At 75.7% G+C, this 22,522-nt stretch carries 23 protein-coding genes; 12 read left to right on the forward strand and 11 right to left on the reverse strand.

What is annotated here, in order from left to right; translation table 11 throughout:
- Window positions 1-88: 88 nt before the first annotated feature.
- From ACPCUX_RS00575 to ACPCUX_RS00585, 3 genes are all read left to right on the forward strand, one after another.
- Window positions 89-1,525, forward strand: a complete 1,437-nt coding sequence (locus ACPCUX_RS00575; protein WP_423387963.1) for an aldehyde dehydrogenase family protein — start codon at window positions 89-91, stop codon at window positions 1,523-1,525.
- Window positions 1,522-2,319, forward strand: a complete 798-nt coding sequence (locus ACPCUX_RS00580) for an MBL fold metallo-hydrolase (RefSeq protein WP_423387964.1) — start codon at window positions 1,522-1,524, stop codon at window positions 2,317-2,319. The genes ACPCUX_RS00575 and ACPCUX_RS00580 overlap by 4 nt, the downstream gene beginning before the upstream one ends.
- A 314-nt stretch (window positions 2,320-2,633) precedes the next feature.
- Window positions 2,634-6,419, forward strand: a complete 3,786-nt coding sequence (locus ACPCUX_RS00585) for a PQQ-dependent sugar dehydrogenase (protein WP_354805229.1) — start codon at window positions 2,634-2,636, stop codon at window positions 6,417-6,419.
- A 147-nt stretch (window positions 6,420-6,566) separates the two neighbouring features.
- On the opposite strand, the gene ACPCUX_RS00590 is transcribed toward ACPCUX_RS00585, so the two are convergent.
- From ACPCUX_RS00590 to ACPCUX_RS00600, 3 genes are read right to left on the reverse strand one after another with little or no spacing between them, the layout of a single operon-like run.
- Entirely contained in the window at window positions 6,567-7,190 is a 624-nt protein-coding gene (locus ACPCUX_RS00590; RefSeq protein WP_034654612.1) for a DUF3618 domain-containing protein, read from the reverse strand.
- The gene (locus tag ACPCUX_RS00595) at window positions 7,187-7,693 is read right to left on the reverse strand and encodes a phage holin family protein (RefSeq protein WP_415296144.1); all 507 of its coding nucleotides are present in this window, start codon (window positions 7,691-7,693) and stop codon (window positions 7,187-7,189) included. The genes ACPCUX_RS00590 and ACPCUX_RS00595 overlap by 4 nt, the downstream gene beginning before the upstream one ends.
- Window positions 7,677-8,594, reverse strand: a complete 918-nt coding sequence (locus tag ACPCUX_RS00600; protein WP_076404741.1) for a hypothetical protein — start codon at window positions 8,592-8,594, stop codon at window positions 7,677-7,679. The genes ACPCUX_RS00595 and ACPCUX_RS00600 overlap by 17 nt, the downstream gene beginning before the upstream one ends.
- Before the next feature lie 271 nt (window positions 8,595-8,865).
- Here ACPCUX_RS00600 and ACPCUX_RS00605 point away from each other — a divergent pair, with 271 nt between their 5' ends.
- From ACPCUX_RS00605 to ACPCUX_RS00620, 4 genes are all read left to right on the forward strand, one after another.
- Window positions 8,866-9,123, forward strand: coding sequence for a hypothetical protein (locus tag ACPCUX_RS00605; RefSeq protein WP_034654615.1), 258 nt, complete (start codon window positions 8,866-8,868; stop codon window positions 9,121-9,123).
- A 116-nt stretch (window positions 9,124-9,239) separates the two neighbouring features.
- Entirely contained in the window at window positions 9,240-10,442 is a 1,203-nt protein-coding gene (locus ACPCUX_RS00610; protein WP_144723312.1) for an iron-containing redox enzyme family protein, read from the forward strand.
- A complete protein-coding gene (locus ACPCUX_RS00615; protein WP_144723310.1) occupies window positions 10,435-11,439 on the forward strand; it encodes a glycosyltransferase in 1,005 nt (334 codons plus the stop codon). Before ACPCUX_RS00610 ends, ACPCUX_RS00615 begins: the two co-directional genes overlap by 8 nt.
- Window positions 11,436-11,729: a CDGSH iron-sulfur domain-containing protein gene (locus tag ACPCUX_RS00620; protein ID WP_051028329.1), complete on the forward strand. Its 294-nt coding sequence runs from the start codon at window positions 11,436-11,438 to the stop codon at window positions 11,727-11,729. The genes ACPCUX_RS00615 and ACPCUX_RS00620 overlap by 4 nt, the downstream gene beginning before the upstream one ends.
- Here the strand turns inward: ACPCUX_RS00620 and ACPCUX_RS00625 are convergent.
- Together ACPCUX_RS00625 and ACPCUX_RS00630 are read right to left on the reverse strand one after the other, a co-directional pair.
- Window positions 11,663-12,505 (reverse strand): SDR family NAD(P)-dependent oxidoreductase, encoded by an 843-nt coding sequence (locus tag ACPCUX_RS00625; RefSeq protein WP_137280603.1) that lies wholly within the window; start codon window positions 12,503-12,505, stop codon window positions 11,663-11,665. The two genes, ACPCUX_RS00620 and ACPCUX_RS00625, sit on opposite strands and share 67 nt — an antisense overlap.
- Window positions 12,502-13,098 (reverse strand): DUF2231 domain-containing protein, encoded by a 597-nt coding sequence (locus ACPCUX_RS00630; RefSeq protein ID WP_051876724.1) that lies wholly within the window; start codon window positions 13,096-13,098, stop codon window positions 12,502-12,504. The genes ACPCUX_RS00625 and ACPCUX_RS00630 overlap by 4 nt, the downstream gene beginning before the upstream one ends.
- A 384-nt stretch (window positions 13,099-13,482) precedes the next feature.
- Between ACPCUX_RS00630 and ACPCUX_RS00635 the strand changes: the two genes are divergently transcribed.
- The 3 genes from ACPCUX_RS00635 to ACPCUX_RS00645 are packed head-to-tail and all read left to right on the forward strand — an operon-like array spanning window position 13,483 to window position 16,205.
- Complete coding sequence (locus ACPCUX_RS00635) at window positions 13,483-14,364, forward strand: manganese catalase family protein (protein ID WP_076405000.1); 882 nt, start codon at window positions 13,483-13,485, stop codon at window positions 14,362-14,364.
- A gap of 15 nt (window positions 14,365-14,379) precedes the next feature.
- Complete coding sequence (locus tag ACPCUX_RS00640; RefSeq protein WP_021483047.1) at window positions 14,380-14,853, forward strand: DUF4383 domain-containing protein; 474 nt, start codon at window positions 14,380-14,382, stop codon at window positions 14,851-14,853.
- Entirely contained in the window at window positions 14,850-16,205 is a 1,356-nt protein-coding gene (locus ACPCUX_RS00645) for a cytochrome P450 (protein WP_423387965.1), read from the forward strand. Before ACPCUX_RS00640 ends, ACPCUX_RS00645 begins: the two co-directional genes overlap by 4 nt.
- A gap of 62 nt (window positions 16,206-16,267) precedes the next feature.
- Here the strand turns inward: ACPCUX_RS00645 and ACPCUX_RS00650 are convergent, their stop codons facing one another.
- The gene (locus tag ACPCUX_RS00650) at window positions 16,268-16,447 is read right to left on the reverse strand and encodes a hypothetical protein (RefSeq protein WP_021482207.1); all 180 of its coding nucleotides are present in this window, start codon (window positions 16,445-16,447) and stop codon (window positions 16,268-16,270) included.
- A 223-nt stretch (window positions 16,448-16,670) separates the two neighbouring features.
- Between ACPCUX_RS00650 and ACPCUX_RS00655 the strand changes: the two genes are divergently transcribed.
- Complete coding sequence (locus tag ACPCUX_RS00655) at window positions 16,671-17,105, forward strand: DUF6098 family protein (RefSeq protein WP_085387835.1); 435 nt, start codon at window positions 16,671-16,673, stop codon at window positions 17,103-17,105.
- Window positions 17,106-17,117: 12 nt separating this feature from the next.
- Here ACPCUX_RS00655 and ACPCUX_RS00660 read toward each other — a convergent pair whose 3' ends face one another.
- Genes ACPCUX_RS00660 through ACPCUX_RS00670 form a run of 3 tightly spaced genes read right to left on the reverse strand, consistent with a single transcriptional unit; the run spans window position 17,118 to window position 19,116 of the window.
- On the reverse strand, window positions 17,118-17,927 hold the full coding sequence (locus tag ACPCUX_RS00660) for a cytochrome c oxidase assembly protein (RefSeq protein WP_423387966.1): 810 nt from the start codon (window positions 17,925-17,927) through the stop codon (window positions 17,118-17,120).
- Window positions 17,927-18,409 (reverse strand): DUF2243 domain-containing protein, encoded by a 483-nt coding sequence (locus ACPCUX_RS00665; protein ID WP_085387837.1) that lies wholly within the window; start codon window positions 18,407-18,409, stop codon window positions 17,927-17,929. The genes ACPCUX_RS00660 and ACPCUX_RS00665 overlap by 1 nt, the downstream gene beginning before the upstream one ends.
- Complete coding sequence (locus ACPCUX_RS00670; protein WP_423387967.1) at window positions 18,406-19,116, reverse strand: ANTAR domain-containing protein; 711 nt, start codon at window positions 19,114-19,116, stop codon at window positions 18,406-18,408. Before ACPCUX_RS00670 ends, ACPCUX_RS00665 begins: the two co-directional genes overlap by 4 nt.
- A 103-nt stretch (window positions 19,117-19,219) precedes the next feature.
- On the opposite strand from ACPCUX_RS00670, the gene ACPCUX_RS00675 reads away from it, so the two are divergent.
- Window positions 19,220-19,657, forward strand: a complete 438-nt coding sequence (locus ACPCUX_RS00675; protein ID WP_423387968.1) for an SRPBCC family protein — start codon at window positions 19,220-19,222, stop codon at window positions 19,655-19,657.
- Between the two features lie 32 nt (window positions 19,658-19,689).
- On the opposite strand, the gene ACPCUX_RS00680 is transcribed toward ACPCUX_RS00675, so the two are convergent.
- Complete coding sequence (locus ACPCUX_RS00680) at window positions 19,690-21,288, reverse strand: phytoene desaturase family protein (protein ID WP_423387969.1); 1,599 nt, start codon at window positions 21,286-21,288, stop codon at window positions 19,690-19,692.
- Window positions 21,279-22,472 (reverse strand): zinc-dependent alcohol dehydrogenase, encoded by a 1,194-nt coding sequence (locus ACPCUX_RS00685; RefSeq protein ID WP_043659378.1) that lies wholly within the window; start codon window positions 22,470-22,472, stop codon window positions 21,279-21,281. Before ACPCUX_RS00685 ends, ACPCUX_RS00680 begins: the two co-directional genes overlap by 10 nt.
- Between the last annotated feature and the right edge of the window lie 50 nt (window positions 22,473-22,522).

A 22,522-nucleotide genomic window follows, 5' to 3' on the forward strand; every position in this document is an offset into this window, starting at 1 on the left:
GACTTCACCCTGACCCGGAGAAGCGGTTCTCGCACGCCGACGTCGCACCTATGGGTAGTTCTCTTCGTGTGATTCCCGGGAGGCCTGCATGACCACGACCACCGCACCCACCACCCACCCCGACCCGGCCGCGCCGGCCGCGGGCGAGCGCCGGCTCGACCGGACCGACCCGGCCACGGGTCGGCCCGCCGCCCCGGTCCGCTGCGCGGGCGCCGACGAGGTCGACGCCGCCGTGCGCGCCGCCGCGGCCGCCGGGCCCGCGTGGCGCGCGACCCCGCCGGGGGAGCGGGCCGGTGCCCTGCGCGCCGCCGCCCGCGCCGTGCGCGCCGCCGTCGACGAGCTCGGCGACCTCCTGTGCACGACGACCGGACGGCTGCGGGCCGAGGCGCGCGCGTCGGCCGAGGTCGCCGCCGACCTGCTCGACGAGGCCGCCGTGGCAGGCCTCGGCCGGGCGGGCAGGGTGCTCGCGGGCGACCCCGCCGCGCTGGACGTCGTGCGGCGGGAGCCGCGCGGCGTCGTCGCGGTGATCACGCCGTGGAACGACCCCTACCCGGCGGCCGCCGGGCTGATCGCCGCGGCGCTCGTGACCGGCAACACCGTGGTGCACAAGCCGTCCGAGCGCAGCGACGCGCCCGGCGTGCGCCTCGCCGAGATCGTGGCGGGCGCGCTCCCGCCGGACGTCCTGCGCGTCGTCAGCGGCGACGGCGGGACGGGCGCGGCCGTCGTCGCGCACGACGACGTCGCCCTGGTCGCGCACGTCGGCTCCACGGCCGCGGGCCGGCGCATCGCCGCCGCCGCGGGCGCGCGCGGGGCGAAGGTGCTGCTCGAGAACGGCGGCAAGGACCCGCTCGTCGTGGACGCGGGCGTCGACCCGGTGCTCGCCGCGCGACAGATCGCGACCGGCGCGTTCACCAACGGCGGCCAGCTGTGCACCGCCGTCGAGCGGGCGTACGTGGTCGAGGAGGTCGCGGACGCGGTCGTCGCCGAGCTCGCGCGTCTCGCGGACGCGGTCGTGGTGGGCGACCCGGCCGACGACGCGACGACCATGGGACCGCTCGTCGACGACGCGCAGCTCGCCGTCGTCGAGGAGCACGTGCAGGGGGCGCTCGCGGCGGGTGCCGAGGTCGTGACGGGCGGCCGGCGGCTCGACCGGGCCGGGTCGTACTACGCGCCCACGGTGCTCGACCGCTGCCCGGACGACGTGGACCTGCTCACGACGGAGACGTTCGGCCCCGTGGCGCCGGTCGTGCGCGTCGCCGACTTCGACGAGGGCCTGCGCCGCGCGTCCGCGTCGGCGTACGGGCTGGCGGCGACCGTGCTCACGCCGTCGCTCGCGCACGCGCTGCGCGCGGCGGACGTGCTCGACGTCGGCACGGTCAAGGTGAACGCCGTGTTCGGGGGCGCGCCGGGCGGGTCCGCCGACCCGCGGCGCGGCAGCGGCGGCGGGGCCGGGTACGGGCCGGACCTGCTCGACGAGATGACCGTGCGCAAGGCCGTCCACCTCGAAGCGCTGGGGGAGCCGTGAGCCGCCGCGCGAGCGCGACGCTCACGTTCGGCGGGACGGCGACGGCGCTCCTGCGGTTCGGGCGCTTCACCGTGCTCACCGACCCGAACTTCCTGCACCGCGGCCAGTGGGCCTACCTCGGCAAGGGTCTCGCGTCGCGGCGCCGCACCCAGCCCGCGCTCGGGCCGACGGGCCTCCCGCCGCGCGACGCGATCGTGCTGTCCCACCTGCACGGGGACCACTTCGACCGGGTCGCGCGGCGCGGCCTGACGCGACAGGTGCCGCTCCTCACCACGCCGTCCGCGGCGCGGCGTCTGGCGCGGTACCACTTCGCGACGGTCGGCATGCCGACCGGCACGATCGAGACGTTCCGCTCGGGCAAGGAGACGCTCGACGTGGAGTCGGTCCCAGCTATCCACGCGCGCGGCGTCATGCGCTCGCTGCTGCCGGAGGTCATGGGCACCGTCTACACGCACCGCGTGGACGGCGACCGCCAGACCCAGGTCTACGTCACGGGCGACACGCTCACGGGCGACCACGTGGACGTCGTCGCGGACGCGTTCCCGCACCTGGACTCGGTGGTCGCGCACCTGGGCGGGACGCGCATCCTCGGCCGGACCGTGACCATGGACGACGTGCAGGGAGCGGACCTCGTGCGGCGCGTCGGCGTGCCGCTCGTCGTCCCGATCCACCACGACGACTACGGCGTGTTCCGCAGCCCGCTGCGCGACTTCCTCGCGCGGTCGCCGGAGCTGCCCGGGGTCGAGATCCGGCCCGTGGCGCGGGGCGCGACGGTCGACCTCCGGGTCGACTGACGGGCGGATGCCCACCGCGGGGGGCCGCCCGGCGACCCACCACGAACAGCGACCTTGTGGTCGGTTTTCGTGAGGGGTCCGGCCCAACTTTTCGTCTCAATATTTCAACTTCTGACTTGGCATCAGCGAAAGTCGCGCTTAGGGTCGAACGCAGCGCGGGGCCAGGACGGCGCCGCGCAGGCCCCGGTCCCCGGGGCCGTCCACCCATCCGGGTCGACCGATCAGCGGCGATCGTCGAGCAGCGGCACCGAGCACAGGTGCCGCGCTGCTGGTCGGGGACCACGGGCTCCTCGATCCACGTCAAGGAGGACGTTGTGCACAGACCATCCACGAGCCGACGCAGGCTCGCCCGAGGTGCCGCGGCGGCGCTGTCCGCCGCGTTGCTCGTCCCGCTCGCGATGAGCGGGGCGAGCGCGCACCCCGGCCACGGCGGAGACGAGAGCGAGACCGCCGCCGAGGCCGCGCAGGACGACGCGGCACTCGACTGGAACAACTACGAGAAGGTTCTGCTGAGCAAGGACACCGGTGAGCCGATCGACCTCGCCGTGCTGCCCGACTCGCGGGTCCTGCACACCGCGCGCGACGGCGTCGTCCGTCTCACCGACACCGCGACCGGGCGGACGACGCAGATCGCGAAGCTCGACGTCTACGCCAACTCCGAGGACGGGCTGCAGGGCATCTCCCTGGACCCGGACTTCGAGGAGAACGGGTTCGTCTACCTCGTGTACGCGCCCCGCGTCATGGAGGGCACCTCGCCCACCGGGGTCGAGTACCCCGAGACGACGCCGCAGGGCAGCGCTCCGAACTCGCTCCCCGCGGGCGAGGACGAGAGCTACTGGGACCGGTGGCTGGGCTACAACCAGCTCTCGCGGTTCACGTGGGACGCGGAGAGCAGCACGCTCGACCTGGACAGCGAGCGCGCGATCCTCAAGGTCGACGCGCAGCGCGGCCAGTGCTGCCACGTCGGCGCCGACATGGCGTGGGACGCGGAGGGCAACCTCTTCCTGTCCACGGGTGACAACACCCCGGCCGGTGCCCCCGGCGCCGACGGGTACGCCCCGAACAACAACGCGCCCGGCATGAACCCCGGGTTCGACGACCGCCGCAGCGCGGGCAACACGAACGACCTGCGCGGCGCGATCCTGCGGATCAACCCGATCGAGGACATCGCCCCCGGCACCGAGGTCGGGCCCGGCACCACGTACACGATCCCCGAGGGCAACCTCTTCGACGACCCGCAGTACGAGGGCTCCGAGGACCTGGTGCGCGAGGAGATCTACGTGATGGGGGTGCGCAACCCCTTCCGGATCGACTACGACCTCGAGTCCGGCGCGCTCGTCTGGGGCGACTACGGCCCCGACGCGGCGAACGCCAACCCCGACCGCGGCCCCATGGGCTACGTCGAGTGGCAGCTCACGACCGAGCCGATGAACGGCGGCTGGCCCTACTGCCACGGACCCAACGCGAACTACAACGAGTGGGACTTCGCGACGGGCACGCCCGGCGAGTGGTTCGACTGCGAGGCCGGCGCGAAGAACAACTCCACGTGGAACACCGGTCTGGACGTCGTCCCGCCGGCCACGGCGCCGCAGGTCTACTACGGCGACCGCCCCGGCGACCAGCCGGAGCTGCTCGACCCGCTGGTCGAGCTGGGCGGCGGCGGCCAGGCGCCCATGGGCGGCCCGATCTTCCGCTCCGCCGACTACCCCGACGCGCCGGGCAAGTTCCCCGCGTACTGGGACGGCAAGCCGTTCATGGCGGAGTTCTCCCAGGACTACGTCGTCGCGTTCACGCTCGACGAGCTCTCGTCGGCCGGTGAGGTCACCGCGGTCGAGGACTTCCTGCCCAACGCGCACCTGGAGACGGTGAACCAGCCGATCTGGGACAACGTCATGGACATGGAGTTCGGTCCGGACGGGTCCATGTACGTCCTGGAGTACGGTGACGGCTTCTTCCGCCAGAACCCGGACGCCGGGCTGTACCGCATCACCTACGGGTCGGAGAACAAGACCCCGCGCGCGGCGATCTCCGCCACCCCGGTGTCGGGCAGCGACGCGCCGCTCGAGGTGACGTTCGACGCCTCGGCGACCACGGACGCGGAGACCCCGAACGAGGGCCTGACCTTCGACTGGGACTTCGACGCCGACGGCGAGTACGACGCCCAGGGCGAGACGGTGACGCACACGTTCACCGAGCGCGGCCGGTTCGCCGTGCAGCTGCGCGTCACGGACCCGGAGGGCAACTTCGGCCTCGCGATCCAGCAGGTCACCGTCGGCAACACCGCCCCGGAGATCACGCTGAGCCAGCCGGACGGCGCGGTCTTCGACTGGGGCGACGCCGTCCCGTACACCGTCGCGGTGCACGACGCCGAGGACGGCGACGAGCCGGTGTGCACCAACATCCAGTACACGTTCGGCCTCGGCCACAACGAGCACGCCCACCCCGAGGTGAGCGGGCGCGCCGCGGTCACCGAGGACGGCTGCGGCTTCACGATCCAGACGAGCCCCGACGCCGTCGAGCACGGCGAGGGCGAGAAGATCTTCGGCACGCTCGTCGTGACCTACACGGACAAGGCCCAGGGTGACGTCCCCGCCATCACCGGCGAGGCCACGCACATCCTCAAGCCGCAGGCGCAGCAGGCCGAGTGGTACGACGCGGCCGAGGGCGTCGAGGTCGTCGAGGACCCGGCGGCGAACGCCGGCCGCTACGTCACCTCGTTCGACGAGGGCGACTCGTTCACCTACCGGCCGCTCGCGCTCGTCCACGCCCCGACGGGCGAGGCCGTCGACGAGGTCACCGTCCGCGGCAGCGGCGAGGGCACCGTCACGCTGAGCTGGCAGGGTGCGGGGGCCGAGTCCTCCGAGCCGCTGGCCGACTTCGCCTTCACGGGCGAGGGCTGGCAGGACGTCACGCAGACGCTGAGCAGCGTGCCCGAGGGCACCGGCTCGGTCGTCGTGACGACCACCGGCGGCGTGGACGTCGACGCGGTGACGTTCGCCGTGGGCGAGGGCAGCACCGAGCCGGTCGTCGTGCCGGCCGAGCAGGTGTCCATCCAGATGTTCTCGCTCATCCCGTGGGTCAACGAGGCGGGCCTCCCGGCCGTCCTCGAGCGCCTGTCGGAGATCGGCTTCAAGAACATCGAGCCCTTCGGCGGCAACTTCTCCGGCTACACCGCCGAGGAGTTCCGTGCGCTGGCCGACTCCTACGGTCTGAGCGTGAAGTCGTCGCACTACAACGTCGACGAGGCCACGTTCGACGCGACCCTGGACTACGTGGGGACGCTCGGCCAGGAGTACGTCGGCTCGGGCGGCTGGCCCGCACCGGGGATCGGCACCTACGAGAACACGCTCGCGACGGCCGAGGCCATGAACCGGCTCGGGGAGCGGGCGGTCGACGCCGGCTTCACGAAGTTCTTCGGCCACAACCACGACGGCGAGTTCCGCACGACGTACGAGCACGAGGGGGAGACGCTCTCGGCCTGGGAGATCCTGGTCCGCGAGACGAACCCCGAGTACGTGACGTTCCAGCTCGACGTCGCGTGGGCCGCCCACGCGGGCGTCGACGTCCCGGCGCTCATCGAGCAGTACGGCGACCGGATCGAGCTGCTCCACGTCAAGGACGCCACGGGCCTGAACGCGGGCGGCCGCCCGTCGTTCACCAACCTGGGCGAGGGCGAGGTGCCGCTCCAGGAGATCCTCACGGCGGCGCAGGAGGCCGGCGTCGCGTACTACGTCCTCGAGTGGGACCAGGCGCCCGACGGCGAGGACTTCGCGGCCCACGGCTTCGAGTACCTCACCGGCGTCCCCGCCGGCGAGGCCGGGCCCGACGTCACGGCGACCGCGCAGGCGCGCTGCCTCGCGGGCAAGACGTACGTCGCGGTCCGTGCCCTCAACGAGGACGACGTGCCGCTCACGGTGACGCTCGAGACGCCGTACGGCACGAAGACGGTCGAGAACGTCGCCCCGGGCGCGAACGCCTACCAGTCGTTCGCGGTCCGCTCCGGCGAGGTCGAGGCCGGCTCCGCCACGGTCACCGCCACCGACGCCGAGGGGAGGACGGCCACGGTCACGGCCGAGCACGACGCGCTGTCGTGCGGCTGACACCGGCCTGACGCGCAGGAGCGCCGGGTGAGGCGGACGTCCGACGCCGCCTCACCCGGCGCTCGCACGTCCGGGCACCGACCCGCTCCGGACGCACGGCGGCCCGGGTGACGCACGCGTCACCCGGGCCGCCGTCGTGCGGGCCTGTCAGCCCTCCTTCACCTGGTCGCGGACGTCCGCCGCGGCCTCCTTGCCGTGCTGCCCCACGGACTGCGCGGCGTCCTTCGCGGCGTCGCGGACGGCCTCGGCGCCCTCCTTCGCGGGCTCCTTGAGGTCCTGCACGACCTCCTGCGCCGTGGACTTCACGTCCTCGACGAGCGGGGCCGCCTTCTCCTTGACCCCGACGGCGGCGCGCTGCTCGGCGCGGCTCGACGGGAGGAGGGAGGCGACGACGAGGCCCACGCCGAAGGCCACGAGGCCGACGGCGAGCGGGTTGCCCTGCGTCTGCTCGCGCACCGCCCGCGGGGCGGAGCCCACGGTGTCGGCGACCGAGGACGCCGTGCTGCGCGCCGAGTCGGCGACCGAGGAGGCCGCCTCGCGCCCGCGCTCGGCGACGCCGTGCGACGTGTCCCGGGCCGAGCCGACCGTGTCGTGCGCGCTGCCCATGACGCGGTCCTTGACGCTCGTCACGCCCGACCGCACGCGGTCCACCTGGCGGCGCGCCACGTTGCCGGGCTTGACCTTCTCCCCGAGGGCGTCGACGTCGCGGCTCAGCTCGGTCCGCGTGCGCTCGATGTCCGCCCGGATCTCCTCCGGATCGCTGGTGCTCATGAGTTCTTCTCCTCGTGTCCTCGGACGGCGTTCGGGATCTTCTTGAGGGTGTCCGTGGTCTCGGGCATGCCCTCGACCGTGCGCAGCTCCTTGCGTCCGCGCGCCGCGAGCACCGCGGCGACGATCGCCCAGAGCACCGCGACGACGACGGCCGACCAGCCCCGGCCCATGACGGCGCCGAGCGCCCACCACAGCGCCACGGAGAGGAACAGCAGGACCATGTGGCCCGCCACCCCGGCGCCGGCGAGCATCCCGGCGCCCTTCCCGGCGCGCTGCGCGGACTGCTTGGCCTCCGCCTTGGCGAGCTCGACCTCCTGACGCATGAGGGTCGACAGGTCGCGGCTCACCTCGGCGACGAGCTCGCCGAGGCTCTGCTGCTCGGCCTGCTGGTCCGCCGACGTCCGCACGGGCTGCGGCGTGGCCGCGAGGCCCGGGTCGGGGCCGCTGCCCGTCGTGTGCCGACCGGTGCCCGCCGCGGCGAACGGGTCAGGGGTGTACGACATCGGGGCCACCTCCCGGCCGGGCGCCCGAGCCGGGCGTCGTGGGCGGGTACGACGGCGCCGGGGGAGCGCCCTCGGCCGACGTCGCGACGTCGGGGTCGTGCGCCAGGCGGTCGTTCGCGAGGCCCGGGTACGCGCCCGCCGTGCCGATGTCCGGCGCGCCCGTCGTGCCCGTGCCGCCGGTCGTGCCCGGCACGCCGGTGGTCCCGGTCGTGCCGGTCCCGCCGACGGTCCCGGTGGTCCCGGTCGTCGCGCCGGTGGTCGTGCCCGTACCCGTGGTCGTGCCGAGCGGTGCGGCGTGCGCGCCGCGCGTCGCGGACGGCGTCGACCCGGTGCCGCCGCTCTGCTCGCGGTCGGAGCCGGTGTCCGGTGCGTCCTTCATCCCGCGCACGAGGCGCCCGACCAGCAGGCCGGCCCCGGCGGCGAGGAGGAGGAACGTCCCCGGGCGGCGCCGCGCGAAGTCCTCGACCTCGTGCAGCACCGACGCGGGCTCGCGGTCCTCGAACCACTGCGCCACCTGCCCGGTGGCGTCCCCGGCGCGCCGCACGAGGTCGGTCGCGTAGCCCGGGTCCTCGGTGCCGTCCGCCATCTGGCGGAGCTCGTCACCGAGGGACCGCAGCCCGCTCGCGAGGCGCTCCTGCTGCGTGCGCGCCTGGTCGCTGAGCTCCGTCCTCGTCTGGTCGACCAGGCCGCGGGCGCGGTCCGTGGCCTCGTGCGCGACGTCGCGCGCCTTCTCCTTCGCGTCCTGCGCGACCTCGCGTCCGGCGTCGCCCGCGTGGGACGCGGCCTCGCTCGCGCGCTGCTTCACCCCGGACGCGGCGCCGCCGCCGTCCCCGGTGCCCTGCGCCGTCCCGACACCCGGCGAACCGGGCCCCGAGCCGTACGGCACGTTCGTCTCGCTCATGGTCGGACTCCCGTCGTCGTCGCCGCTCGTGCGGCGTGACTGATGACGGAGCGGTAGCCGTGCCGGGCTCTCGCTCCGCCGGTACGGCCACCTCCTGGACCACCTCCCACGCTAGGCGCGGGCCGCGCGCACACAACTGGAACGGGGGTCGCCCCGCGGGTTGCGAGCGGACGGGGCCTTGCGACCGTGGGAGGAGGTCCAGCAGCCGGCCGCCCCCGCCGGGCCCGGCCCGGCAGCACGACCGCGCCCCCGGGCGCAGGAGGTTTCGACCATGGCCACAGGAGAGACCGGGTTCGACGACGTCACGTTCGACCTCATCTCGGTGCAGTACCACTCGCTCAAGGCCGGGCACGACTACGGCCAGTACGTGCGCGACGCCCGGAACGCGGGCAAGGAGGAGATCGCCGCGTTCTTCGAGAAGGTGATGGCGGAGGACTCCGAGCGGGCCCAGCAGTGCCACCGCTTCCTCGCCGACCTGACCCAGGACGGCACGTCCGCGACGTCCCCGCAGGGCTCCCAGCAGGGCTGATGCACCGTCGGCCGCCCGCTCGGGAGCCGGTTCGGCTCGCGAGTCGGGCGGTCCGTGGGGAGCATGGCGGTGGCGTCGAGCAGGGGCGCCGTCCGCGCGAGCGTCAGGAACCCGTGATGACCTCCACCGCCCTCCCCGCCCACGTCCCCACCGCCGGGTCGGCGACCACGACCGGTCCGGCGGACGAGCCCGCGCCCGGAGCCTCGCCGGCACCGGGGTCGGGCCGCCTGCCGCGGCCCCGTCCGCGGGGCCCGCTGAGCGCCGCGCTCCTCGCCGCGCTCGTCGAGCCCCCGGGTGCGGCCGACCGCCTGCGCCCGGTCGAGGACGCCGTCGGGCCGGCGCTCGACGCGGCGGCCGGGACGATCCTGCGCGACGAGGACGTCCAGCTCACGCTCACCCTCCTCTACGAGCTCCACTACCGCGGGGTCGAGGGCGTCGACGACGACTGGGAGTGGGACCCGGCGCTGCTGGCGGTGCGGGCACGTCTGGAGGCCCCGTTCGAGGCCGCGGTGCGCGAGCGCGCGGGTCAGCCGGCGTGCGACGCGACCGACGCGGCGGGCGTCGCGCGACGGCTGTTCGAGCTCGCGGCGGCCGACGACGGCCCGAGCCTGTCGCGGTACGTCGCCAAGCGCGCGGACACCGGGCAGGCGCGCGAGCTCCTCGCGCTGAAGTCCCTCTACCAGCTCAAGGAGGCCGACCCGCACACGTGGGCGGTCCCGCGGCTCGCGGGCGTGCCGAAGGCGGCGCTCGTGGAGATCCAGGCGGACGAGTACGGCGGCGGTCGGCCCGGCCGCATGCACGCCGAGCTGTTCGCGCAGGCGATGCGCGGCGTCGGGCTCGACGACACGTACGGCCGCTACGTCGACGCCGTGCCCGCGGTCGTGCTCGCGGCCCTGAACACGATGTCGCTCTTCGGCCTGCACCGGCGCCTGCGGGGCGCGATCGTCGGCCACCTCGCCGCGTTCGAGATGACGTCGTCGGTGCCGAGCCGCCTGTACGGCAACGGCTTCCGCCGCCTCGGGCACGACGCGGACACCACCTGGTACTTCGACGAGCACGTCGAGGCGGACGCGGTGCACGAGCAGATCGCGGCGCGCGACCTCGCGGGGCGCCTCGTCGAGCAGGAGCCCGCGCTGCGCGACGACGTCCTGCTCGGCGCGGCCGCGTGCCTGGCCGTGGAGGGCGACGTGGCCGCCCACGCGCTCGAGCGCTGGCAGCAGGGCGCGTCGGCGCTGCGCGAGCCGCTCGCACCCGCCGTCGAGCCGCAGCCGGGCACCGGCCCCGCCGCGGCGCAGGAGGGCGACGCGCCGCGTGGCTGACGTGACCTACGTGCTGCCGCTGCGCCGCGAGCAGCCCGACGAGCCGGCGACGGCCGAGCTGTCCGCGTACCTGCACGACCTCGCGCGCCACGTCGAGGTCGTCGTGGCGGACGGGTCGCCCGGTCCCGTCCGCGAGCGCCACGCCGCCGCGTGGGGCGGCGCGGCGCGCACCGTCGCCGTCGGCCCGCCGCCCCCGGGCTGCAACGGGAAGGTGGTCGGCGTCCTCGCCGCCCTGGCCGCGACGACCGCACCGCGCGTCGTGGTGGCGGACGACGACGTGCGCTGGGACGCCGCGACGCTCGACCGGGCGCTCGCGGCGCTCGACGACGCCGACGCCGTCGTGCCGCAGAACGTGTTCGACCCGCTGCCGTGGCACGCGCGCTGGGACACCGCGCGCTCGCTCGTGAACCGCGCGCTCGGTCACGACTGGGCCGGCACGGTGGTGCTGCGGCGCGACGCGCTCGGCCCCGCCGGGTACGACGCCTGCGTGCTGTTCGAGAACCTCGAGCTGGAGCGCACCGTGCGCGCCCGCGGCGGGACGGTCGCGCACCGTCCCGACCTCCTCGTGGCCCGGCGCCCGCCGTCGACGCGGAAGTTCGTCGAGCAGCGCGTGCGCCAGGCGTACGACTCGTTCGCCCAGCCCGTGCGGCTCGTCGCGGAGCTCGCGCTCGCCCCGCTCCTCGCCGCGTGCGTCGTCGGCGTGGTGCGGCGCCGCGGGGCGGTGCGCGCGGCGTGGCTGGGGACGCTGGTGGCGCTGCTCGCGGGCGCCGTCGCGTTCGCCGAGGCGGGACGACGGCGTGCCGGGGGCACCGCGGCGTGGCCCGCGTCGTCGGCGCTGTGGGCCCCCGCGTGGTTGGTCGAGCGGGCGGTGTGCGTGTGGGTCGCGGTCGCCTGGCGTGCGCACGGCGGCGTGCCGTACGCCGGCACGCGGATCCGCCGGGCCGCGCACCCGACGGCCGCGCTGCGCGGCGCGACGACGCGGGCGGTGGCCGCATGACGGGCGCCGGGGGTGCGTCGCGCGAGGAGTCCCGGGCGGGGTCGCGGGCGGAGGAGGTCACCGTCACGGCGTGCCCGGACGGGCCGCTCCTCGTGCGCGGTCCCGCGCGGCTCGTCGACCAGCAGGGTCGTGAGATCGAGCGGCACCGCGCGACGGTCGCCCTGTGCCGCTGCGGCGGCACGGCCATCCCCCCGTGGTGCGACGGGACGCACAAGGTGAACGGCTACCGCAGCGGCGAGCCCGACGACGGGGCGCGCGGGACCGCCAGCGACGGCGGGACGGGCGCGTAGAACCAGCCGTGGAACGCGGCGCGCGCCGGCTGGGGCAGGACGCGGGCGACCGCCAGCATGGCCTTGCCCTGGAGACCGTGGACGACCTCGGGCCGGCCGTGGACGAGCGCGTCCACGGCCTGCCGTGCCACGGCGGCGGCGCTCGGCTTCGGCAGGCGCCCCACGTGCGTGCGCTCCATGCCGGCCTCCCGGAAGAACGGCGTCCGGGTGGGTCCGGGCAGGAGCGCGGTGACCGTCACGCCCGTGCCGGCGAGCTCGCCGCGCAACGACCACGCGAACGACCGCAGGAACGCCTTCGACGCCGCGTAGGTCGCGAAGTGCGGCGCCGGCATCTCGCCGGCGACGGACGCCGTGACGAGCAGCCGCCCGTGCCCCTCGGCGAGGAGGTCGGGCAGCAGCAGGTGCGTCAGGTGCGCGACCGAGCGCACGTTGAGGTCCACGAGCCGCAGCTGCGCCTCGAGCGGGGTGCGGGCGTACGCGCCGTGCACCCCGACGCCCGCGTTGAGGACGACGGTCGAGACGCCGAGCTCGCGCGCCCGCCGGGCGGTGGCCTCGACGCCGCGCGGCGTCGTGAGGTCGACCGTGAGGCCCTCGTGCGTCCCGCCGTGCGCGGCCAGCTCGCCCACGGTGACGTCGACGTCGCGGTCGGCCACGACCAGGACGTCGTGGCCCCGCCGGGCGAGCTCGTGCGCGAGCGCGCGGCCGATGCCGCTCGTCGCACCCGTCACGAGCGCGTTCGCGCGGTCCCGCACGACCGCCGGGGGACGCGGCGTCACGGGAGGTCCGGGACGTCGTCGTCGCCGAGCGCGACCTCGGCGGGCGGCTCGCGCAGCGCCTGGGCCAGGTGGCCGCCGAGGAACGCGCTCGCCCCGGCGAGCCCGTAGGCGACGAGCGACACCGCGACGCCCGACCGGCGCCGGCCGCCGCGGCGCAGCAGCCACGACGCGCCGTAGAGCAGCGAGACGCCGGAGTTGAGCGCGGCGTGCACCGCGCCGACGCGTCGCGCGCGGCGGTCGACGTCGAGGTAGTCGGCGAGGCCCGTGAGCGCGGTCGGCGCGACCGCGAGGACACCGAGCCCGACGAGGCGCTGCGCCGCGGGCGCGCTGCGCTCGCCCCCGACGAGGTCGAGCACGGCGGCGCTGGTCCAGAGACCGACGGGCACGTCGGTGAGGGTCGCGTGCAGGGCGTGGCCGAGCGAGCGGCCGTGCAGCTCCTCGCGCAGCCGTCCGTGCGAGGGGACGAGGGCGAGCGCGACGCCGCGCACGGTGCCGGAGAGCCCGTCGAGCGCGGGCGAGTCCTCGAGCCGCCGGGCGAGGCGCAGGAGGACGGGGGAGTCGTCGTGGACGGCGGTGCCGGGGGCGTCGGGCATGGTGGCTCCTCAGGTCTCGTCGAGCTCCCGTTCTCGAAGCTGCGTCGACCGTAGGCACGTTCGCGCGCGCTCGCGCGCGTGGGCCCGGACGCACGTCGCCCTCGTCCCGGCGGGCCCGGACGAGGGCGGTTCGCCGCGGGGCAGGCGTGCGGCGGTCTTCTTCACCGGCTGCCCCGCGACGGGCACCACGCTAGGGGCTCGGCTCCCGCGGCGGCGTTCCCCGCCGGGGGTGAAATCCGGCGTGTCGCGTCTCGGCGGCCCCCAGATGCGACCGGCGGCGGACGGCCACAGGGTGGGAGGACGCTCGACGCGTCGAGAACGGGGCGCGTGCCGTGGTCCTCCGCGCACGCTCGTGCGGGGAGGCGACCTCCCGAGGGAGAGAACATGTTCTTCCACCGTCAAGAGCTCCAGCACCAGGCTACGCCGGACCGCCCGGACGCCGTCTACGCCCGCAAGCTCCAGGAGGTGCTGGGCGGGCAGTACGGCGAGATCACCGTGGCCATGCAGTACGGCTTCCAGTCCTGGAACGCCCACATCCCCGGCAAGTACCGCGACCTGCTCTACGGCATCGGTGCCGAGGAGTTCGGGCACGTCGAGATGCTCGCGACGATGATCGCGCAGCTCCTCGAGAAGGCGCCCGTCGGCGCCGTCGAGGGAGCGGTCCAGAACGACCCGACCGTGGCGGCGATCATCGGCGGCACGGACCCGCAGCACGCGATCGTCGCGGGGGCCGGTGCACGGCCCGTCGACTCGAACGGCAACCCCTGGTCGGCCGGGTACGTGACCGCGAGCGGGAACCTGCTCGCCGACTTCACGGCCAACGCCAACGCCGAGATGCAGGGCCGCGTGCAGGTGGCGCGGCTCTACCACATGACCGACGACGCGGGGGTGAAGGACCTGCTGGCGTTCCTGCTCGCGCGCGACACGATGCACCAGAACCAGTGGCTCGCGGCGGCGCAGGAGCTGCGCGACGAGGGCGTCGAGGAGCTGCCGGTGCCCAGCACGTTCCCGCTGTCGAAGGAGGACCGCGACGTGTCCTACCAGTACATCAACTTCTCCGACGGCGAGCACGCGTCCGAGGGGCGCTGGGCGAGCGGCCCGACCCCCGACGGCAAGGGCGAGTTCACGTACGTCGCCGAGCCGCCCGCGGGCGTCCCGATGCCGCCGCCCACGACGCCGGACGAGCGCTTCCACGGCACGACCGGGAAGCCCTCGACGCTCGAGAAGGCGAAGGGTGCCGTCAAGGACGCCCTGCACAAGGACTGAGAGGGGGAGACCGACATGACCGCCGCATCCGCACCACGGGACGCCGCGCGGGCAGACCGCCCGGCGCGGGGCGTGCACCAGTACCTGGCGCTCGTCATCGGGATCGTCTACCTGCTGGTGGGCGTCGTCGGGTTCGCCGTCACGGGGTTCGACGGGTGGACCGTGCACGACCACTCGCAGACCCTGCTGGTCTTCGCGATCAACCCGCTGCACAACGTCGTCCACCTCGTCATCGGCCTCCTCGGCGTGCTGCTGTGGAGCCGGTCGTCGAGCGCCAGGACGTACGGCTGGATCCTCGCGATCGGCTACGGGGCCGCGTTCGTCTACGGGCTGGTCGTCGTGAACGACCCGGAGGCGAACGTCCTCAACATCAACGGCGCGGACAACGTGCTGCACGCGGTGAGCGCGGCCGCGGGCCTCGCCATCGCGCTGTGGCCGGCACGCCGGGAGACCGGTCCCGCGACGCCGACCACGAGGACGGCCGCGTGACGGACACCCCGGTCGACCTGACGGCGAGCGAGACCGGGCGCGTCCTGCGGGACGTGCTCGGTCCGCTCGTCGCCCAGGGCGCCATCGTGCGGCGTCCCCGCGCGACCGCCTGGGCGGAGCGACGCCAGGTCGACCGCACGTCGCGCCGGGTGCTCGAGCGGCTGCGCGCCCGGTACGACGGCGCGCCGCTCGTCGTGCGCCTCGGGGGCCGGCGGCTCGTGCTCGCCACGCGGCCCGAGCACGTCGAGCGCATCCTGGCGGGCTCGCCCGAGCCCTTCACGCCGGCGTCCTGGGAGAAGCGGGGCGCGCTCGCCCACTTCCAGCCGGACGGCGTGCTGATCTCGCCGCTCCCGGAGCGGCTGGTGCGCCGCCCGTACAACGAGGCGGTGCTCGACATGTCCGAGCCCGTGCACCGCGACGGGGACGCGTTCGTCGCCGCGGTCGAGCGCGAGACCCGCGCGCTCGTCGCGACCGTCGACGCGTCGGGCCGGCTCGACTGGGACACGTTCGCCGCGTCGTGGTGGCGCACCGTGCGGACGGTCGTCCTCGGCCGGGCGGCGCGCGACGACGAGCGCCTCGTCGCGATCCTCGACGCGCTGCGTCGCGACGGGAACTGGTCGTGGTTCCGGCCGCGCCGGCCCTGGCTCCGCGCCGCCCTCGAACGGCGGATCGCCGAGCACGTGGCCGTCGCCGAGCCGGGGACCCTCGCGGCGCGCGGCCGCGACGCGGGCGGGGCGGACGCCGTGCGCCGGCAGATCCCGCACTGGCTCTTCGCGTTCGACGCGGCAGGCGCCGCGACGTTCCGCGCGCTCGCGGTCGCCGCGGCGCGGCCCGCCGTGCGCGACCGGCTGCTCGCGGAGCCGGCGACCGCCGGGGACGGTCCGGCCGTCCTCCCGTACGCCCGCGGGTGCGTGCTCGAGTCCGTCCGGCTGTGGCCGACGAGGCTCGCGATCCTGCGCGACGCGACCGCCCCCGTGCGCTGGGGCGCGCGCACCTTCCCGGCGGGCACCGGGTTCGTCGTGCTCAGCGCGTTCTTCCACCGGGAAGCGGACCGCCTGCCGTTCGCCGACGCGTTCACGCCCGAGGCGTGGCTCGACGGCCGGGCCGACGCCGACTGGGGCCTCGTCCCGTTCAGCGGCGGTCCGGTGTCGTGCCCCGGCCGCAACCTCGTGCTGCTCCTGGCGTCGCACACGCTCGCGCGCGTCGCGCGCCTCGACCTGGCCGTCGCGCGCGGCCGCTACCTCGCCCAGGACCCGCTCCCGCCGACGATGGACCACCTCGGTCTGCGGTTCGGGCTGCGCGGCGAGACCGCCCGTCGGGGGGCCGAGCTCGCCACGAGCGCGGCCGCCTAGGCACCGCCCGGACGGCACGAGGGCCCGGGTGCGCCGCACCCGGGCCCTCGTGCTGCCGTGCGTCAGGCGTCGCCGGACGCCTCCCCGCCGGTGCGCGGGTTGACGTTCCCCGGCTCGGCGTCCGGGTCCGTGTCCTCCGACCCCGAGCCGCTCGCCTGCCGCCCCTCGCGCGGGTTGAGCGACCGCGGGTCGGCGTCCGGGTCCTCGGCGGGGTCGTAGCCGCGCTCGTCGTTCTCGCTCATGTCGGCCTCCTCGGTCGGGCTCTCGTGCTGGTCTCGCGCCCCGGACGGGCGGCGCGTCCTGCCACCGTCGCACGACCTCCCGGCGCTCGCAGGGCTGGGGATGCCTGGCCGCGGACCCGCTCGTAGCCTGGGGACGGCGGGCGTGACCGGCAGGTCCCGTCCGTCACGGAGAGTCGAGAAGGGGCCCCGCCGGCACGCAGCGACGCCAGCCCAGGAGGTCCCGATGCCCGACGCGCCCAGCATGCTCGACACGCTGCCCCGCCTGCGGAGCCTCGCGGAGGTCGCCGGGCTCGTGGAGGTGGTGCGCCCCCTCTACGTGCGGTTCAGCGGCGGTCCGGAGCAGGATGCCGAGAGCGTGAGCCGCGACCACGAGAGCGGGTGCCTGCTGCCCGGTCTCAGCGTCAACCCGCTGACGCCCGAGCCGTGGTGGGACCGCCCGGTGGAGCACTGGGTGGCACGCCAGCTCTGCCAGTACGCGCACCTCATGACGCCGGAGCGCTTCCCGTGGCTCCTCACGGGCGAGGTCGCCGGGCGCGGCCCGGACAGCGAGCCGCTCCTCGTGGACGTCGTGCCGGCCGCGTCGCTCGACCCGCGGGTCGTCGAGGAGGCGGGCCGGCTCTACCGGGAGGCGTTCGACGCGGGCGACGACGGCACGTGAGGAGCGGCGCCGTCACGCGAGCCCGGGTCGCGTGCGCACGCGCGCGGCCGGGATCTCCCGGGGCCGCGTCGCCGCGTACCACCCGGCCACGAGGAGCACCATGAGCGTGACGTCCACGACGTCGCCCGCGTAGTACATGAGCTGCGCGCCCGTGCGCGCGTCGGCGGGGGAGACGCCCGCCGGCGGGTGGGCGTAGAGCCACTTCGCGAGCACGGAGTGCGCGGCGACGAAGGCGACGAGCACGCCCGCGCGCACCCGGAAGGACGCGCGGGACGGGTGCGGGTCCGGTCCGACGAGCGACGCGGTGAACAACCAGCCCGCGAGCAGGACGTGCGCGTGCACGACCACGCCCACGACGGCGGAGGAGTGGGCGAGGTGGAACAGCCCTGTCGTGTACAGGAGCCAGAGCCCGCCCGCGTCGAGCAGCCCGGCCACCACGGGGTGGCCGACGACGCGCGGCACGGGGGAGCGCAGCACCGCGCTGACGCGACGCGCCCGGGCGGGCGGCAGCGAGCGCAGGAGCAGCGAGACGGGCGCGGCGAGCACGAGGAGCAGCGGCGCCAGCATGCCCAGCAGGACGTGCCCGGCCATGTGGGCCGTGAAGCTCGACCGCGACGCCTCCGCGAGCGGCCCGACGGTCGCGACGCCCGCGCACGCGAGCCCCCCGTACCAGGACAGCGTGCGCCGCACGGGCCACCGGCTGCGCGACCGGGCCGCCCGCAGCCCGGCGGCGTAGGCGGCGGCGCCCACGGCGAGCGCGACGACCGCGACGACCGTCAGCACGGCGGGCCCGCCGGTCGCGACGTGATGGTGCGGGGGCATCACGCGGTCCCGGCGGCGCCGGCACGAGCGGGCCGCGCGCGGCGCAGGACGACCAGCCCGACGACGAGCGCGACGACCGCCGTCCCGATCCACACGACGTCGTACACCAGGAGGTCGACGCCGTACCGGATCTGGTGGATCCCGAGGATCTTGTGGTTGAGGACGCCGTCCAGGAGCTGGAAGCCCCCGACGCCGACGACCACGGCCCCGACCCAGCGCGACCACGACACCTCCGTGCGGCGGCGCACGTCGGCGAGCAGGAACAGCCCCCAGACGGTGACGAACCAGCCCACCGCGTGGAAGACGCCGTCGGCGGCGAGCGCCACCTGGGTCGTCGACAGGTCGTAGAAGTGGTGCCACTGCAGGCCCAGGTGGAACACGAACAGGTCGATGATCGACGCCGCGATCCCGGCACCGAACAGGACGCCCGACAGGACGGTCCGGCGGTCGTGCGCGCGCGCCGCGTCGGCCGGGCCGTTCACGAGCGGCCCGGGTCGTCGTCGGCGGGGTCCGGGGCGTCCTCGACGACGAGCGCGCGAAGGAGGGCTTCGGCGACCTCGCGCGGGCTCACGTTCCGGTGCCGGGACGCCGAGTCGATGATGCGGCGGGCCTCGTCGGCGGAGCACTGGTTCGTCTGCATGATCGCGCCGACGGCACGCTCCGTGGCGACGGCGTCGGACATGTCCCGGTAGAAGCCCGCGGTCGAGTCCTCGAGCACCGCCAGCTCGAGCCGCAGCCCGACCGCGGACGCCACGAGCTGGGCGTACGCGTCGGCGGCGGTCAGGAGCTCCGGCGTCCACGGGTCGGGTGCGCGCGAGTACAGGTTGAGCGCGACGGCGACGTCCGCGGTGACGATCGCGGGGACGGCGACCGAGGAGACGAAGCCCTCCTCGGCGCACTGTCGTGCCCAGCGCTCCCAGCCGACCGACTCCTCGACGGACGGCACGAGCCGGGAGCCGCCGTCGTCCATCGCGTCGATGCAGGGGCCGGCGTCGTCGAGCGCCTCGGCCTGGTCGCAGCGCGCCGCGGCGTCGGTGCTGCTGCCCGCGCGCACGCTCACGCCGGCCTGGCGCATCGTCACGCTGACCTCGAGGCCGTGGCCGAGGATCGTCGCGGCCCGGTCCGCGAGCTCCTGCGGGAAGCTGGCGATGCCCATCGTGCCCTCCTGGAGGTCGGCGCCCGCGCCCACGCGGGCAGGTCCTCACGCTACGGCGGGTGCCTCCCGCTCGCGCGCACTCGCGCCGGGGTGCGCGAGCGGTTGCCAGTGCGGGGCGCGCGACTAGCGTCGCCTCATGGTGACCGTCACTCGGGCCGTGCGATGCCCCTCCGACGCGGTGCTCGGCGTCCTCGCGGACGGCTGGTCGTACTCGACGTGGGTCGTCGGGACGGCACGCATCCGTGCCGTCGACGACACGTGGCCCGCGCCCGGGTCGCGGATCCTGCACTCGGTCGGGCTGTGGCCCGCGTTGCTCGACGACGAGACGGTCGTGCGCGCCTGGGACCCGGACCGGGGGATCGACCTCCAGGCGCACGGCTGGCCCGCGGGCGAGGCACGCGTGCGGATCGAGGTGCGACCGACGGAGCAGGGCTGCACCGTGCGGATCACGGAGGACGCCGAGAAGGGTCCGGGCACGCTCGTGCCCCGACCGGTGCGCAGCGCGGTGATCGGCCCCCGGAACGTCGAGGCCCTGCGCCGGCTCGCGTACCTCGCGGAGCGCCGGACCCCGTAGCGCGGGAGCACCGTGCCCGGGGCGCCCCCGCGTCAGGGGTCGCGCAGCAGCCGTGCCCACGCGGTGCGCACGAGCGCGCGGCGCAGCGACCCGCGCGGTCCGGCGGCGGCGAGAGCGGCCCGCGCCGCGTTCCACCCGCACGCCCCGTGGACCCCGCCGCCGGGATGGGCGGACGCGCTCGCGAGGTAGAGCGACGCGACGGGCGTCTCGGGGCGGCCGAGGCCGGGCGTCGGGCGCAGGAAGAGCTCCTGGTGGACGGCCGACGTGCCGCCGTTGATCGCCCCGCCCGCGAGGTTCGCGTCGGCCGCCTCCAGGTCGGCCGGGGTCTGCACGAAGCGACCCACGACCGTGTCGGAGAAGCCGGGCGCGACCCGCTCGACCGCGTCCTCCACGCGGCGCACCTCGTCCGTGACGCGCTCGCGCGTCCACGGGACGCCGTGCGGCACGTGCGTGTAGGCCCACGCCGACTCCGTGCCCGCGGGCGAGCGCGTGGGGTCCGACGTCGTCATCTGCCCGAGGACGAGGAACGGCCGCTCGGGGACGTGGCCGCGCGAGAGCGAGGCCGCGACGTCGACGAACCCCGCCCGTTCGACGCCGAGGTGCACCGTGCCCGCACCGCGCGCCCCGGGCGCGGTCCACGGCACGGGCCGGTCGAGCGCCCAGCTCACCTTCACGGTCGGGTGGTCCCACTGGAACCGGCCGAGGTCGCGCACGAGCCGCGCCGGGAGCCGGTCGGCGCCGACGAGGTCGAGGTAGAGCGCGGGCGCGCTGACGTCGGCGAGCACGGCGTGGCGGGCGCGCACGTGCCGCCCGTCGGCCGTGCTCACGCCGACCGCGCGACCGCGCACCACGTGCACGCGCTCGACCCGCGCGCCCGTGACGACGTCGCCCCCGCGGGAGCGCAGCCGGGAGACGAGCGCGTCGGGGAGCCGGCCGGCACCCCCGGTCGGGACGGGGAAGCCCACGTCCTGGCCGAGCATGGCGAGCAGCCAGCCGAACACGCCGCTGCCCGCGGCGTCGGGCGGGACGTCGGCGTGCATGGCGTTGCCGGTGAGCAGCAGGCCGCCCCCCTCGCCGCGGAACGTCTCGTCGGCCAGGCGGCGCACGGGCAGGACGGCGAGCCGGGCGAGGTCGAGCGTGCCCGCCGCGCCGAGCCGGCGCAGCACGCGCAGCACCGGCCCGGCCGCCGGGAGCGGGCTGAACAGCGCGTCGAGGAGCGGGTCGCGCACGCGGTCCCAGCCCGCCACGAGCTCGAGCCACGCGTCGCCGTCGCCGGGTGCGACCTCGTCGAGCCCGGCGGCCGTGTCCTCGGCGCGGGCGCGCAGGACGGCGGCACCGCCGTCGTCGAGGGCGTGCGCGAGGACGTCCGGGGCGCGGGACCACGTGAGGCCGTGCTCCTCGAGGTGCAGGCCCCGGATCACCGGTGACCCCGCCGCGAGCGGGTAGAACGCGCTGAAGAGGTCCGTCTCGTACCCCGGCGCCGCGACCTCGGCGGAGCGGACCGCGCCGCCGTACGTCTCCTGCGCCTCGAGGACGAGCACGTCCCACCCGGCGTCGGCGAGCGCGTTCGCGGCGACGAGGCCGTTGGGCCCCGCCCCGACCACGACGGCGTCGACGGTGGTCAGGCCCACGGGTCGAGCACGACCTTGATGCAGCCGTCCTCCTTGCGCTGGAACGTGCGGTACGCGTCGGGCGCCGACTCGAGCGGCAGCCGGTGCGTGCGCAGGTCCAGCACGCCGAGCGGGTCGGAGACGTCCGCGGCGAGGGGGAGGACGTCGTCGGTCCAGCGGCGCACGTTCGCCTGGCCCATGCGCAGGGTCACCTGCTTGTCGAAGAGCTGCATCATGGGCAGCGGGTCCTTCGCCCCGCCGTAGACGCCGGAGATCGAGATCGTGCCGCCGCGGCGGACGAGGTCGATCGCGGTGTAGAGGGCCGCGAGGCGGTCGGTCGCGGCGCGCTCGGTGAGGGGCGCGGCGAGCGCGTCGGGCAGGACGCCGACGACCTTCTGGGTGGCCTCGGCGACGGGGGAGCCGTGCGCCTCCATCCCGACGGCGTCGATGACGGAGTCCGCACCGCGGCCCGACGTGAGGTCGCGCACCGCGCCGACGAGGTCGTCGACCGCCGACGGGTCGAGGGTCTCGACGCCGTGACGCTCGGCCATCGCGCGCCGCTCCGGCACGCGCTCGATCCCGACGACGCGGGACGCGCCGCGGTGCAGCGCGATCCGGGCGGACATCTGCCCGATCGGGCCGAGCCCCAGCACCACGACCGTGCCGCCGGGCGGCACGTCGGCGTACTCGACGGCCTGCCACGCGGTGGGCACGACGTCGGAGAGGTAGAGGTAGCGCTCGTCCGGGGAGCCGTCGTCGGGCACGACGACCGGCCCGTACTGGGCCTGCGGCACACGCAGGTACTGGGCCTGCCCGCCGGGCACCTGGCCGTAGAGCTTGGTGTACCCGAAGAGCGCGGCGCCCTTGTCCTGCGACCGGACCTGCGTCGTCTCGCACTGGGTCTGCAGCCCGCGCTCGCACATCCAGCAGTGCCCGCACGCGATGTTGAACGGGACGACGACGCGGTCGCCGACCCGGAGGTTCCCCGCCTCGGGCCCGACCTCCTCGACGATGCCCATGGCCTCGTGGCCCAGGACGTCGCCGGAGTCGAGGAACATCCCGAGGACCCCGTACAGGTGCAGGTCGGAGCCGCAGATCGCGGTCGACGTGACGCGCACGATCGCGTCCGTGGGCTGCTCGATCCGGGGGTCGGGCACGTCCTCGACGCTCACCTTCTCGCGTCCCTGCCAGGTCAGTGCTCGCATGGTGCTGCCGTCCTTCCGTGGGTGGTGCGTGTGCGTGGTGCGTGGTGCGC

Source organism: Cellulosimicrobium sp. AB352 (genome assembly GCF_049538415.1).
GTDB classification, from domain to species: domain Bacteria; phylum Actinomycetota; class Actinomycetes; order Actinomycetales; family Cellulomonadaceae; genus Cellulosimicrobium; species Cellulosimicrobium funkei.

Bases quoted from the DNA above. Each gene is read 5' to 3' on its own strand.
- ACPCUX_RS00620 (WP_051028329.1), top strand. From the start codon at position 11,436: ATGACGGGCGCCGGGGGTGCGTCGCGCGAGGAGTCCCGGGCGGGGTCG.
- ACPCUX_RS00605 (WP_034654615.1), top strand. From the start codon at position 8,866: ATGGCCACAGGAGAGACCGGGTTCGACGACGTCACGTTCGACCTCATC.
- ACPCUX_RS00655 (WP_085387835.1), top strand. From the start codon at position 16,671: ATGCCCGACGCGCCCAGCATGCTCGACACGCTGCCCCGCCTGCGGAGC.
- ACPCUX_RS00575 (WP_423387963.1), top strand. From the start codon at position 89: ATGACCACGACCACCGCACCCACCACCCACCCCGACCCGGCCGCGCCG.
- ACPCUX_RS00610 (WP_144723312.1), top strand. From the start codon at position 9,240: ATGACCTCCACCGCCCTCCCCGCCCACGTCCCCACCGCCGGGTCGGCG.
- ACPCUX_RS00640 (WP_021483047.1), top strand. From the start codon at position 14,380: ATGACCGCCGCATCCGCACCACGGGACGCCGCGCGGGCAGACCGCCCG.
- ACPCUX_RS00635 (WP_076405000.1), top strand. From the start codon at position 13,483: ATGTTCTTCCACCGTCAAGAGCTCCAGCACCAGGCTACGCCGGACCGC.
- ACPCUX_RS00685 (WP_043659378.1), bottom strand. From the start codon at position 22,472: ATGCGAGCACTGACCTGGCAGGGACGCGAGAAGGTGAGCGTCGAGGAC.
- ACPCUX_RS00630 (WP_051876724.1), bottom strand. From the start codon at position 13,098: ATGCCCGACGCCCCCGGCACCGCCGTCCACGACGACTCCCCCGTCCTC.
- ACPCUX_RS00595 (WP_415296144.1), bottom strand. From the start codon at position 7,693: ATGTCGTACACCCCTGACCCGTTCGCCGCGGCGGGCACCGGTCGGCAC.
- ACPCUX_RS00660 (WP_423387966.1), bottom strand. From the start codon at position 17,927: ATGCCCCCGCACCATCACGTCGCGACCGGCGGGCCCGCCGTGCTGACG.
- ACPCUX_RS00650 (WP_021482207.1), bottom strand. From the start codon at position 16,447: ATGAGCGAGAACGACGAGCGCGGCTACGACCCCGCCGAGGACCCGGAC.
- ACPCUX_RS00675 (WP_423387968.1), top strand. From the start codon at position 19,220: ATGGTGACCGTCACTCGGGCCGTGCGATGCCCCTCCGACGCGGTGCTC.
- ACPCUX_RS00600 (WP_076404741.1), bottom strand. From the start codon at position 8,594: ATGAGCGAGACGAACGTGCCGTACGGCTCGGGGCCCGGTTCGCCGGGT.
- ACPCUX_RS00590 (WP_034654612.1), bottom strand. From the start codon at position 7,190: ATGAGCACCAGCGATCCGGAGGAGATCCGGGCGGACATCGAGCGCACG.